Source organism: Streptomyces sp. NBC_00887 (assembly GCF_045207585.1).
In genome coordinates, this window is record NZ_CP108788.1 from 3,073,208 (window position 1) to 3,085,782 (window position 12,575).

The following is a 12,575-nucleotide window of genomic DNA, read 5'->3' on the forward strand; positions in this document are numbered from 1 at the left end:
ATGTGCCCGGCACCCCGCCTCGCTCCCACAGGCCGTACCGGGGCGGGGCGAGCAGATGGGACCCAGTGAGTTCCGGCCCGTTTACCACCCCGCGGGACATGACCACGAACTGCGCGCGGCGTTACAGGACCTGCGTACGGGACGCTGGCTGTCCATGCGCAATCTGCTGGAGAGCACGCCGGACTGGGCGTTGTGGACCCAGCGCACCCAGGTTCTCGCGACCGTTGCAGCAGGCTCCGACGCTGTCGACGCCTGGCTGACCGAGGAGCCGCGGAGTGTGGCGGCGACCGTGATGCACGCCCGGGTGATCGTGGAACGTGCGGTGCGCGCGCACCGGGATAAGCACCCGCGCGCACAGGAGTTGTGGCAGGAGGCCTGGGAGGGCTGCCGCTCGGCGGCGCGCGCCTCACCGGCGGACCCGGTGCCATGGGTCTGCCTGCTGGCGCTGTCCCAGCTCGACGAACGCCAGCGCCTCGACGAGCACCGGATGCCTCCGCCGGGGCCCATGCTGTTCCCGGGGCCCTGGGGCATGCTCGCCGAGGCGGACAAGCGGGACCCGTTCAATCGCGAGGCATATCACCGGATGCTCCAGTTCGTATACGCCCGGCAGTCCGGCGGCACACTCTCGGAGGCCGTCAACTTCGTTCAGTGGGCCGCGTCTTCGGCGCCGGACGGCTCACCTCTCCATGCCCTCCCGCTGTACGTGCGGGTGGAGCGCTACCGGCGCGAGCACGGCAACGAGAAGGCCCTGGACCTGCACTGGGTCACCGAGGACGGCGAACGCGACGCACGCCGCGCGCTGCAGATCTGGTTCGCACGGACCGACCCGGCCGTGCAGTCCCTGCTCGACCTGAACCATCTGGCCCACGCACTGTGGGGTTCGCTCCAGTTCGCCGACGCGGCACCGGTGTTCCGCGCGCTGGGGCCGTACTACACGTCGACCCCGTGGGCGTACCGCACCCGGACGCCCGACGGTCCGGCCGGGGCGCAGGACGTGTTCCTGCGGGCCCGTGGCCGGTGTCTCGCCGCCGAGGGCGAGCCCGGACGAAGACCGCACAGCTGACCGCGGCCACCCGGTCCCCTCCCCCTTCTCTCCTCTCCCGTCACCCACCGTCCCCTCACGGAGGTTCTTTCCCATGTCCATATCCGCGTCCGCCCCCTCGACCCCGGAGGCTCCGCAGAAGGACGAGGAGCAGCGGCTCCGCGAGCTCGGCTATCAACCGGTCCTGGCCCGCCGCATGGGCGGCTTCGGCAACTTCGCCATCAGCTTCTCCGTCATCTCGATCCTGTCCGGCTGCATGACCCTGTACGGCTTCGGCATGTCGACGGGCGGCCCGTCGGTGATGCTCTGGGGCTGGGCCGGTGTCGGCCTGTTCGTCCTCTGCGTGGGCATGGCCCTGGCCGAGGTCACCAGCGCGTATCCGACGTCGGGAGCGCTGTACTACATGGCCGACCGGCTCGGTGGCCGCAAGTGGGGCTGGTACACCGGCTGGCTGAATCTTCTCGGTCTGCTGGGGGCGATCGCCGGCATCGACTACGGCGCCGCGCTGTTCACGGGGGCGCTGTTCCATCTGCAGTGGGGATTCGATCCCACTCCCGGATCCACGATGGTGATCTTCCTCTGCATCCTGCTGCTGCACGCCGTACTGAACCTCTTCGGTGTCCGCCTGGTCAGTGTGCTCAACTCGATCAGCGTGTGGTGGCACCTGGGCGGTGTGGCCGTCATCGTGACGGTGCTGGCGATCGTGCCCTCCCACCACCAGTCGCCGTCGTTCGTCTTCACCGAGTTCGTCAATGACACCGGCTGGGAGAACCCGCTCTACGTCGCGGCGATCGGTCTGCTTCTGGCCCAGTACACCTTCTGCGGCTACGACGCCTCCGCCCATCTCTCCGAGGAGACGTCCAACGCGTCCGTGACGGCGGCCAGGGGCATCGTCCGGGCGATCTGGGTCTCCTGGGTCGCCGGTTTCGTGCTGCTGGCCGGTCTGACCTTCGCCATCCAGGACTACGCGGGCACCCGGAACAGTGCCACCGGGGTGCCGCCCGCGCAGATCCTGATCGACGCGCTGGGTACCGCGGGCGCCACCGCCATGCTGCTGATCGTGATCGCGGCGCAGCTGTTCTGCGGCAACGCCGAGGTCGCCGCCGCGAGCCGGATGGTCTTCGCGTTCAGCCGGGACAACGCGCTGCCGGGCTCGGCCCTGTGGCGCAAGGTGAGCTCCCGCACCCAGACGCCGGTGCCCGCGGTGTGGCTGTCGGTGTGCGTCGCCGCTCTTCTCGCGGTGCCCTCGCTGTACTCGACGACCGCGTACGGTGCGGTGACCGCCATCAACGTCATCGGCATCACTCCCGCGTACGCCATCCCGATCTACCTCAAGCTGCGCGCCGGCGACAGGTTCGAGCGCGGACCGTGGCATCTGGGCCGCTGGTCGAAGCCGATCGGCTGGATCGCCGTGGTGTGGGTCGCCATCGTGAGCGTGCTGTTCCTGTTGCCGCAGTCCTCGCCGGTGACCGTCGACTCGATGAACTACGCGTCGATCGCCCTCGTCGCCGTGCTGGTGCTGGCGACCGTGTGGTGGTTCGTCGCGCGCCGCTCGTACAGCACCCCCGCCGCGTACGGAAACGCCCGCGAGCAGGCGGAGATCGCCGAGAGCATCGTCTGACCGCGTCGTCCACCGCCGGGCGGCCTTCAGCGCAGCAGCAACTGGAGGCCGCCCAGCACGGTGGCGCCGATCACGATCTGCTCGAAGAGCTTCTGGTTGATCCGGCCCACGCATGCCCGGCCGAGGTACGCGCCGGGGATGACGAACAGGACCAGGGCGGCGTCGAGCAGCAGGGACTGCGCGTCGATGAGTCCGAGCCCCACGCTGAACGGCACCTTGGACGTGTTGACGATCAGGAAGAACGACGCCGAGGTTCCCAGGAAGCCGAGCTTCCGGAAACCGGCGGACAGCAGGTAGAGCGACATCACGGGGCCGCCCGCATTGGCGACCATGGTCGTGAAGCCGCCGAGCACCCCGTAGGACCGGGCCTTGGCCCGCCCGGCAAGCGACGGCTTCTCCTCGTCCGGCTGTTCTGTGGCCAGCCGTTCCGTTGCCCGCCGTTCCGTGGCCTGCTGTTCCGTGGCCTGCTGTTCGGGCGCCTCTTCGGACCGGGCCGCGGTGTGCCTGCGCCAGAGGGTGACACCGGCCATGAAGAGCAGGATCGCGCCGATCGATCTGGCCACGGCGTCGTCATCGGCCCACAGCATGAAGACGGTGCCTGCCACCACGCCCACGGCGACGGCCGGGAAGAGCCGCAGCAGCGTGGGCCAGTGTGCGTGCCGACGGTAGATCACCACGGCGAGGATGTCGCCCGCGATGAGGATCGGGAGCAGCACTCCGGTCGATTCGCGGGCCGGGAGTACGGCCGCGAAGACCGCGAGGCTGATCGTGTTGGCACCGCTGACGGCTGTCTTGGAGAAGCCGACGAGCATGGATGCCGCCGCGAGCACGGCCAGTTGCCACAGAGTGATGGTGTCCATTCCGGATCAGATGATAGATACACCCGGCTTTCATTCGGATCATCGGTCCATCCCGTGAACCACCGGGACGGCGGATCCCTCGCTATGCTGCCAGCGAAGTGCTCACGGAAACGCTCAAACGAACAACGCGCAGCAGTACGACAAGGGGGCCAGCAGCATGCGGGAGCCGGTTGAACTGAGGCGGAAGCGCATACTCGCGGTGGTGCACGCACGGGGTGCCGTCAAGGTGACCACGCTCGCCGCCGAGTTGGACGTCTCGGTGGTCACGCTCCGGCGGGACGTGGAGGAGCTGGCCCGGGCGGGCAGGCTGCGGCGCGGCCACGGGGTGGCCCGCCCGGTGGGGGACGCCGCCGAGACGACGGCGCTCCCGGTCGCACGGACCGGTGAGCCTGCCGCGGAGGGCGGTCCGATCGCCCTGGTGGTGCCCGAGCGGCATTCGTACCTGTACGAGACCCTGCACGGTGCCCGCACCGCCCTGGAGGCGGCGGGGATGCGGATCGCCCTGCATATCGCGCCGCAGTCGGCCGGGGCCGAACGGCCGCAGGTGGAACGGGCCCTGGCGGGCGGGGCGCGCGGGCTGCTGATCGCCCCTCGGTGGCGCAGCGCCGTCGGTGAGGAGGCGGACTACGGCTGGCTTGCCGACGTGGGCGTGCCGACCGTTCTGATGGAGCGGCGGCCGCGGCCGGGCAGCGCGTTGCACGCCCTGGACTCGGTCTGTTCCGATCACTGGTACGGGGTGCATCTCGCCATCGACCACCTGGTCTCGCTGGGCCATCGCCGGATCGTCCTGGCCGCCCGGAACGACAGCCCCACCGCTCGCTCGATCCGGGCGGCGTTCGCCGAGATCGCGGCCGCCCGCCCGGAGGTGGACGACTGGTCGGTGGTGCTCAGTTCCTCGAACGCGGGTCCTGGCCCCGGGATTCGGACCGACTCCCCGTCCCCCGCCGCGCCGGAGGAGCCGGCTCCGGACCTGGCCGCGCTGCTGCGGGAGCGCGGGGTCACGGGCGCCGTCCTGCACGGCGACGAGGACGCGCTGATGCTGGTGCAGCGGCTGGCGGAGAGCGGCGTACGGGTGCCGCAGGACTGTTCGGTCGTGGCGTACGACGATGTGGTCTCCTCACTGGGCAGCACGCCGCTGACCGCGGTGGCCCCGCCCAGGGCCGACATCGGACGGGCGGCGGCCGAACTGCTGCTGCACCGGCTGGCGCACCCGGAGGGTACGACGGGTCCGGTGCGCAGGGTGGAGCTGCTCCCCGCACTCAAAGTACGCGGATCGGCACAAGCGCTCCCCGCCTCGAAGCAGTGAGCGTTTGACCGCTTCAAGCTCCTTCTGATCGATCTATTGACCGCTAATGATCAGGCGATCAGTATTCCCCGTGTCTTGAATCAGGAGCCGCGGGAGGCACCCATGCCTGATCGACAGAGCCGTCGATCCGTACTCGCCACGATCGCCGCGCTGCCCCTGACAGGTGCGCTCAGCGCCTGCAGCGGCGGCGAGGAGCCACGATCGGGCGGCACGAACAGTACCGGCAGGACCGTAAGCAGCAGGACCGGCAGGAAGAAGCGGATCACCTTCTGGTCCGCGCTGCGGGGCAGTCAGGAGGTCGTGGACGCGTTCAACCGCGGGCACGACACCCTTCAGGTCGATTTCCAGCAGGTCCCCTCGGGGGCCCAGGGCGGTTACGCCAAGCTCAGCAACGCGGCCCGGGCCGGCAACGCCCCGGACGTCGCCACCATCGAATACCCCCAGGTCCCCGGCTTCGCCATCGACGGTGTCTGCCGCGACATCACGGACCTGGTGAGCGACGGGCTGCGCGCCGAACTGCTGCCGCAGGCGCTGGGGCTGACCACCTTCGAGAAGCGGGTCTTCAGCGTTCCGCTCGACATAGAGCCGATGGTGCTGCATTACCGCACCGACCTCTTCGAGCGGTACGGGCTGACCGCCCCGCGCACCTGGGAGGACTTCGAGGACGCGGCAAGGACCGTACGCCGCAAGGGCGGTGACCGCAGGATGGCGCTCTTCCCGACCGACGGTGACACCCATCTCGCCGCCTTCGCGTGGCAGGCGGGCGCCCAGTGGTTCGACACGGCGGGCGGCGCCTGGAACGTCTCACTGGCCGACGCACCCACTCGTCGCGTGGCCGCCTTCTGGCAGCGGCTGACCGACCAGGACCTGGTCTTCATGAACGCGGTGGAGAGCCGGCACAGCGACGTCCAGATCGCCAACGGCCTGGTGCTCAGCCGACTGAGCGGTGCGTGGGACGCCGGTGCCCAGATGAAGGCCCGCCCTGGCCAGAAGGGCCGGTGGACGCTGGCGCCGATCCCCCAGTGGGATCCGGCCGACCCCGGTGTCGGGACCCATGGCGGCTCGACCTTCGCGATCACCAAGGACAGCGCGGACCCCGAGGCCGCGATGGAGTTCATCGAGTGGCAGGTCTCGCACCCGGACGCCCTGCGTGCCCGGCTCTCCAGCGGGGCCAGCAGCCAGTACCCCGCCGCGCCCGGCCTGGTCGAGGTGGGCCGCAAGGCCTTCGACCGCACCTACTACGGCGGCCAGGACATCTACACCCTCTTCGAGCAGGAGGCCCACAAGATTCGCGGGGGCTGGGTCTGGGGCCCCCGGATGACAGCCACCGGCAAGATCATGAAGGACGGGCTGGCGCGGGCGAGCGGAGGCCAGGGCTCCATCCTCGGAGCGGTCAGGGCGGCACAGGAGGGCACCATGCCGGACCTGAAGGCACTCGGCCTCTCCACCACCCTGCACTCCACCTGACCGGCGATCCGCAACCCCCGTTCCCAGCAGCAGAGAGGCAGGTGACACCCATGGCCAGCACCACCCCCGTATCCGTCCCGGCGGACACCACCGCCCGGCCCTCACCGAAGAGCCCCGCCGCCGCCCCGGCGCCCATGGCCCGCAGGTCCGCCCGACGGCGTGAACTCGGTGCCTGCGGAGCCCTGATGGCGCCGTTCTTCGTCCTTCTGGTGACCGTCTTCCTGATCCCGGTCGCCACGGCCCTGTATCTGAGCTTCTTCAGCGACGACCAGCCCGGACTCGGCTTCGGCCCGGAACGCACGGTCTTCGCCGGGCTCCGCAACTACATGGCCGTCATCACCGACCCGACGTTCCTCGGCGGTCTCGGCATCGTCGCCCTGTACTGCCTGGTCTACATCCCGCTCATGGTGATCGGGGCCCTCGCCCTGGCACTGCTGCTGGACTCCGGCGTGGTGCGCCTGCGGGGCACGGCCCAGCTCGCGCTGTTCCTGCCGCACGCAGTGCCCGGCATCATCGCCGCGCTGATCTGGCTGTACCTGTACACCCCCGGCATCAGTCCGGTGATCGAACTCCTCGGCAAGGCCGACATCACCGTCGACTTCCTCGGGGTGCACACCGTGCTCCCGTCCATCGTGAACATCGCGCTGTGGAGCAACCTCGGCTACAACATGGTCGTGTTCTACGCGGCGCTGCAGGCCGTCCCCCGCGAGGTGATCGAGGCGTCGGTCGTCGACGGCGCGGGCCCGGTCCGCACGGCTCTCCAGGTCAAGGCTCCGCTGGTGCGTTCGTCGGTCGTGATGGTGGCGATGTTCACCCTCATCTTCGCGCTGCAGCTCTTCACCGAGCCGATGCTGCTCAGCCAGTCGACACCGATGATCAACTCACGCTTCTCGCCCAGCATGTACATCTACGACGCCGCCTTCACCCGCAACAACTACGGGCTCGCGGCAGCCGCCTCCGTCGTCCTGCTCGTGTGCACGATCGCCCTCTCCTACGGCGTCACCCGCTGGACCAACCGCTCCGACGCCGCAGAGGAGAACACCCGATGAGCGCGTCCACCGCACCTCGCACTGCCGCACCCCTGCGGCCCAGGCTCCTCGGGCGTTCCGTCGTCAACCTCGTGGTCGGCATCTCGGTGGCGTACACCCTGCTGCCGGTGCTGTGGCTGGTGCTCGCGTCGACCAAGGACCGCAACGCGCTGTTCAGCAGCAACATCCTTTCGCTGGGCAACTTCTCCTTCGTGCAGAACGTCAAGGACCTGTTCGCCATGGACGGCGGGCTGTACGGGCGCTGGTACGGCAACAGCCTGCTCTACGCGGTCCTGGGCGCGGCCCTCGGCGCACTCGTGAGCGTCGCCTGCGGGTACGCCTTCGACAAGTACCGCTTCGCGCACAAGGAGAAGCTGTTCGGGCTCGTGCTCGCCGCGGTGATGGTGCCTCAGACCGTGCTCGCCCTGCCGCTCTACCTGATGGCGTCCGGCACGGGGCTGGTCAACACGTACTGGGCGGTCTTCATCCCGGTCCTCTTCAACCCGTTCGGTGTCTACCTCGGCCGGATCTTCAGCCAGGGGTACGTGCCCGACGAGGTGCTGGAAGCGGCGCGGATGGACGGCGCCGGCGAACTGACCGCGTACGTCCGGGTGGCGCTGCGCATGCTGGGGCCTGGGCTGGTGACCGTCTTCCTCTTCCAGCTCACGGCGATCTGGAACAACTTCTTCCTGCCCATGGTGATGCTCTCCGACCAGGATCTGTATCCGGTCAGTCTCGGCCTGTACACCTGGAACAGTTCCGCGTCCGTCTCCCCCGAGTACTACCCGGTCGTCATCATGGGTTCGCTGCTCGCGGTGCTGCCGCTGATCCTCGCCTTCGCCCTGCTCCAGCGCTTCTGGCGGTCCGGTCTGACGGCGGGCGCCGTCAAGTAGCCGTGCCGCCCCGACCGGACCACCGCACAGGAGAACCATGCCCAGCACCTCCCCCGCCCACCGCCGGCCGCGCGCCGCGCTCGCCATGAGTCCGTCGGCCGCGGCCGCCGTGCTCTCCCCGAGCTCCATGGCGGCGCTCTCCGCGGTGAGCACGCTCGCCCCGCTGCCCGTCATCGACGACTTCGCCACCGCCCCGGCGCGCGCCGCGCTCGCGGATGCGGAGATCCTGGTCACCGGCTGGGGCTGCCCGCCCATCGACGCGGACGTCCTGGCGGCGGCGCCCGCACTCCGGGCCGTCGTGCACACGGCGGGCACCGTCCGGGGTCATGTCACCGAGGCCTGCTGGGACCGGGGCATCGAGGTGTCGTCGGCCGCGGCGGCCAACGCGCTGCCGGTCGCGGAGTACACCCTCGCGATGATCCTGCTCTCCGGGAAGCGGGTGCTGGAGCGGGCCCGGGACTTCCGGGCCTCCCGTCGCCGCGACGCATGGCTCGCCACCCCGCCCGACGTGGGCAACTACGGCCGTACGGTGGGCATCCTGTCCGCCTCCCTGATCGGCCGCCGGGTGATCGAACTGCTGCGCCCCTACGACCTGCGGGTGCTGCTCCACGATCCGTACGTCTCCGGCGGCGAGGCGGCCGAGCTCGGGGTCCGCCCCGTCACGCTCGCCGGACTCTTCGCCGAGAGCGACGTGGTCAGCGTCCACACCCCGCTGCTGCCCGCGACCACCGGGCTCGTCAGCCGCGAACTCCTCACCTCGATGCGGCCCGACGGCGTCCTGATCAACACCTCCCGGGGTGCGGTCGTCGACCAGGACGCGCTCGTCGACGTACTGGGTACGGGCCGGATCCGCGCGGTGCTCGACGTCACCGATCCCGACCCGCTGCCGGCCGGTCATCCGCTGTGGGACCTCGGCAACGCGACCATCACCCCTCATCTCGCCGGTTCCCAGGGCAACGAGCTGCGCCGACTAGCGGATCTGGCCGTCGGTGAGGTCGCGCGCTGGGCCGCGGGCGACGGATTCGCCCATCCCGTACGACGCGAAAGGCTGGCCTTCCTCGCATGACCTCCACCTCGTCCCCGTACCCCTTCGAACTCCCCGCCGAGGACCGCGGGTCGAGCCCGTACACCGGCTACACCCGGGCGCACTGGGAAGCGGCGGCCGACGGCCTGCTGCACGCCGCCTGGAAGTGGGCCACCCCCGGCCGGGCCCTGCTCGACCTGCCGGGGCGCCCGTCCCGCTCCGGTGTGCGCTCCGACGGCCTGGAGGGCTATGCCCGTACGTTCCTGGCCGCCGCGTTCCGGGTCGCCGGGGCGGAAGGCAAGGATCCGCACCACTGGCTGGAGCGGTACGCCGACGGCCTCGGTGCCGGTACGCGTACGGCGGGGCGCGACGACGCCGAGTCCTGGCCGCTGATTCTCGACCACACGGTCTTCGGCCAGCCGATGGTCGAGTCCGCGTCCGTGGCGATCGGGCTGCGGCTGACCCGGCCGTGGCTGTGGGACCGGCTCGACCCGGGAACCCAGGACCGGACGGAGGAGTGGCTGCGCGGCGCCCTGCGCCACACACCCGCCCCCAACAACTGGTACCTGTTCCCCTACTCCGTCGCCGGTTTCCTGGAGTCCGTCGGCCGGGGCGACGCCGAAACGGCACGGGCACGGCAGCGTGCCCTGGACCTGCTGGAGGTCTGGTACCGCGGCGAGGGCTGGTACGCCGACGGGGACGGGCGGGCCTTCGACCACTACAACGGCTGGGCGCTGCACCTGTATCCGGTACTGGACGCGTATCTGTCGGGCGACACGGAGCTCGCCACGCGCTACGGCGCACGGCTGAGCGAGCATCTGGAGAGCTTCTCACTGATGTTCGGCGCGGACGGTGCGCCGCTGCACTTCGGACGCTCCCTCACCTACCGCTTCGCGGCGGGTGCGGCCGTCGGGATGGGCGCGGTGTCCGGGCACACCCCCCTGGCTCCGGGCGTCTCGCGGCGGCTGATCAGCGGCTCGCTGCGGTACTTCCTGGAGCGGGGCGCGGCGGCGGACGACGGTCTGCTGAGCCTGGGCTGGCACGGTCCGCACGACGCGACGCTCCAGGTGTACTCGGGTCCCGCGTCGCCTTACTGGGCGTCGAAGGCGTTCGTCGCGCTGCTCGCCCCGGCGGAGCATCCGCTGTGGGCGGCGACCGAGGAGCCCGCCCCGAGCGAGGGCGTCGACCGGGTGCTGTCGTTGCCGTCGCCGGGGCTGCTGGTCCAGTCGACGCAGGCGGACGGCATCGTCCGGCTGCACAACCACGGCAGCGACCATGTCCGGCCGCACGAGGGCGAGACGGCGGATCTGTCGGACCCGCTCTACGCGCGCCTCGCGTATTCGACGGCCACCGGTCCCACCGCGTCCGCGAACACCGCGGACAATCATCTGTCGGTACGGGTCGAGGGCTCCCGCAGCAGCCGGGTAAGGATCCACCCGCTGGGCGCGGGTCACGGCGACGGCTGGGGCTGGGCCGCGTCCTGGCACTGCCCGGTCTTCCCGGAGGGCGCGCCGACGATGCCGGGGCTGCGGGTGGAGAGCGTCACGGTCGTGAAGGGCCGGTACGAACTACGGGTGCACCGAATCCTGGGGGCACCCGCCGGGTCGCGGGCCGAGCAGACGGGCTGGGCGACGGATCCCGAGGAAGCGGTGCGTTCCGCGTTGCACGGGTTGCACGGCTGGGCGGAGCAGGAGGAGGTACGTGCTCCGCAGGGCACGGCGTTCACCCGGTGGGCCGTACTGCCCAGGCTCGGTGCCGATGTGGAGGGGACAGAGGTGCTGGTGGCGCTCGCCTCGCTCACCGCGGGGCCGGACGGCAGTCCTCTCGCCTCGGCGGTGAACGGGGTGGACGTGAACGAGGAGACGGTCGCTGTGCGCTGGGCCGACGACGGTACGACGACCCGTATCGGCTTCGCGCCGCTGGAGGTCACCCACGGTCTCTGATGTCCGCCACGACCGGGCACGTCCGGCCTCCGACGCGCGAGGGTCACGCGCGGAGGGCCCGTCGTGTCCGGTTCAGTGGCGACAGGCGGGTGAACCCGGCGCGCTCGACGCGAGATTCAGCTGGTTCACGCACAAGAGCCCGTTGAGCAGTAGTTCGTCCTCGATGACCTGGGCGCCTGACGTACGGCCGACACCCTGGTGTCCGCGAGGGACGCGGGCACCAGGACGGGAGCCCCGACACGGTGCGTGCGGGTGCTCGCTCGTGGTTCCAGGGCGATCTGGACCCGAACCCCGTTGACGGGAAACGCAGATGGTGGCCGAAACCTCAACCAGCCACAACTGAAACGCAGTTGTCGTCGATCTTCCTTGTTGCCAGACTCTTCCCGCAGCTGACGGAACACCTCGTCGGCGTAGCGGAAATCGTCTTCCCAGGGGGGAACACACACATGAGACTCACCATGCCCGGACGCGCTCTGGCCAGAAGTGCGGCCGTGCTCGCGCTGGCCCTCACCATGGCGACCGGTACGACCGGCCTGCTGTCCGGACCTCAGGCCCATGCCCAGCCGGTCACCGACGGATCCCTGGCCTTCAGCGGGGACGAGGGCGACTGGATCAGCGGTGGCGGGTCCTACGCCTACTCGACGGATTCCCAGGACAAGGTGTCGGTGACCGGGTCGAGCGACAACCGGGTGATCTCGCTGTCCGTGGACGGCGCCAACGGGGACTGGTGGTACCTGGACCTCGCAGCGCCGGAGGGCACCACCCTGGCACCCGGTACCTATGCCGGGGCCACCCGGTACCCGTTCAACGAGGCGACCGAACCGGGGCTGTCCCTCGGCGGGAACGGGCGCGGCTGCAACACGCTCACCGGCAGCTTCACGATCACGGCCGTGGAGTTCGGCCCGCAGGGGTACGTGAAGGAGCTCGTCGCCTCCTTCGAGCAGCACTGCGAGGGGGGCGACCCCGCCGCGCGCGGCGAGGTGGACATCGACAACCCGGCCCCGCCCGCCGAGCTCGGTCTCGGTCTCGCCGTGGCGCTCGACGGCACGGCGAGCACCCTGAACGGCAAGGCCACCCTGCACGGCACGGTGAGCTGCAACAAGCCGGTGGAGGTGGCGGTGGCGGGCGACGTCACGCAGGTGAAGCGGCGGCAGCTCATCCGGGGTTCCTACTCCGCGTCGGTGAAGTGTGTCCCGGGCGCGCCGGTCGCCTGGACCGCGACGGCCGTTCCCACCGGGTCGGTGCCGTTCCAGCGTGGTGACGTCGAGGTCGAGGCGCGGGCTACGGCGACGGACCCGGACTTCGAGCGGCCGGTGACTGTCAGCGAGACGGTGGCCGTTCACCTGAGCCGGGGCTGAGACCCACTCGGTGCCCCGTCCGTCGGCCCGGCC

At 70.5% G+C, this 12,575-nt stretch carries 10 protein-coding genes; 9 read left to right on the forward strand and 1 reads right to left on the reverse strand.

The genetic code is table 11. The features are described 5' to 3' along the window. Positions 1-55: 55 nt before the first annotated feature. Positions 56-1,063, forward strand: coding sequence for a hypothetical protein (locus OG844_RS14000; RefSeq protein WP_406390344.1), 1,008 nt, complete (start codon positions 56-58; stop codon positions 1,061-1,063). A gap of 73 nt (positions 1,064-1,136) precedes the next feature. Then, positions 1,137-2,663, forward strand: a complete 1,527-nt coding sequence (locus OG844_RS14005) for an amino acid permease (protein ID WP_406390345.1) — start codon at positions 1,137-1,139, stop codon at positions 2,661-2,663. 26 nt (positions 2,664-2,689) lie between these two features. On the opposite strand, the gene OG844_RS14010 is transcribed toward OG844_RS14005, so the two are convergent. After that, complete coding sequence (locus tag OG844_RS14010) at positions 2,690-3,523, reverse strand: sulfite exporter TauE/SafE family protein (protein WP_406390347.1); 834 nt, start codon at positions 3,521-3,523, stop codon at positions 2,690-2,692. Positions 3,524-3,680: 157 nt separating this feature from the next. Between OG844_RS14010 and OG844_RS14015 the strand changes: the two genes are divergently transcribed. The 7 genes from OG844_RS14015 (at position 3,681) to OG844_RS14045 (ending at position 12,542) form a co-directional block, all read left to right on the forward strand. Then, positions 3,681-4,829 (forward strand): substrate-binding domain-containing protein, encoded by a 1,149-nt coding sequence (locus tag OG844_RS14015; RefSeq protein ID WP_406390348.1) that lies wholly within the window; start codon positions 3,681-3,683, stop codon positions 4,827-4,829. A gap of 102 nt (positions 4,830-4,931) precedes the next feature. Further along, positions 4,932-6,296: an ABC transporter substrate-binding protein gene (locus tag OG844_RS14020; protein ID WP_406390350.1), complete on the forward strand. Its 1,365-nt coding sequence runs from the start codon at positions 4,932-4,934 to the stop codon at positions 6,294-6,296. Positions 6,297-6,346: 50 nt separating this feature from the next. Further along, positions 6,347-7,345 (forward strand): carbohydrate ABC transporter permease, encoded by a 999-nt coding sequence (locus tag OG844_RS14025; RefSeq protein ID WP_406390351.1) that lies wholly within the window; start codon positions 6,347-6,349, stop codon positions 7,343-7,345. Then, positions 7,342-8,217, forward strand: coding sequence for a carbohydrate ABC transporter permease (locus tag OG844_RS14030; RefSeq protein WP_406390352.1), 876 nt, complete (start codon positions 7,342-7,344; stop codon positions 8,215-8,217). The genes OG844_RS14025 and OG844_RS14030 overlap by 4 nt, the downstream gene beginning before the upstream one ends. Positions 8,218-8,254: 37 nt before the next feature. Then, a complete protein-coding gene (locus OG844_RS14035) occupies positions 8,255-9,283 on the forward strand; it encodes a hydroxyacid dehydrogenase (RefSeq protein ID WP_406390354.1) in 1,029 nt (342 codons plus the stop codon). Beyond that, positions 9,280-11,184: a DUF2264 domain-containing protein gene (locus OG844_RS14040; RefSeq protein ID WP_406390355.1), complete on the forward strand. Its 1,905-nt coding sequence runs from the start codon at positions 9,280-9,282 to the stop codon at positions 11,182-11,184. Before OG844_RS14035 ends, OG844_RS14040 begins: the two co-directional genes overlap by 4 nt. A 446-nt stretch (positions 11,185-11,630) precedes the next feature. Then, positions 11,631-12,542 carry a hypothetical protein gene (locus tag OG844_RS14045; RefSeq protein WP_406390356.1) on the forward strand — a complete coding sequence of 304 codons (912 nt, stop codon included), beginning with the start codon at positions 11,631-11,633 and terminating at the stop codon, positions 12,540-12,542. Positions 12,543-12,575 lie beyond the last annotated feature (33 nt).

Bases quoted from the DNA above. Each gene is read 5' to 3' on its own strand.
- OG844_RS14000 (WP_406390344.1), top strand. From the start codon at position 56: ATGGGACCCAGTGAGTTCCGGCCCGTTTACCACCCCGCGGGACATGAC.
- OG844_RS14005 (WP_406390345.1), top strand. From the start codon at position 1,137: ATGTCCATATCCGCGTCCGCCCCCTCGACCCCGGAGGCTCCGCAGAAG.
- OG844_RS14010 (WP_406390347.1), bottom strand. From the start codon at position 3,523: ATGGACACCATCACTCTGTGGCAACTGGCCGTGCTCGCGGCGGCATCC.
- OG844_RS14015 (WP_406390348.1), top strand. From the start codon at position 3,681: ATGCGGGAGCCGGTTGAACTGAGGCGGAAGCGCATACTCGCGGTGGTG.
- OG844_RS14020 (WP_406390350.1), top strand. From the start codon at position 4,932: ATGCCTGATCGACAGAGCCGTCGATCCGTACTCGCCACGATCGCCGCG.
- OG844_RS14025 (WP_406390351.1), top strand. From the start codon at position 6,347: ATGGCCAGCACCACCCCCGTATCCGTCCCGGCGGACACCACCGCCCGG.
- OG844_RS14030 (WP_406390352.1), top strand. From the start codon at position 7,342: ATGAGCGCGTCCACCGCACCTCGCACTGCCGCACCCCTGCGGCCCAGG.
- OG844_RS14035 (WP_406390354.1), top strand. From the start codon at position 8,255: ATGCCCAGCACCTCCCCCGCCCACCGCCGGCCGCGCGCCGCGCTCGCC.
- OG844_RS14040 (WP_406390355.1), top strand. From the start codon at position 9,280: ATGACCTCCACCTCGTCCCCGTACCCCTTCGAACTCCCCGCCGAGGAC.
- OG844_RS14045 (WP_406390356.1), top strand. From the start codon at position 11,631: ATGAGACTCACCATGCCCGGACGCGCTCTGGCCAGAAGTGCGGCCGTG.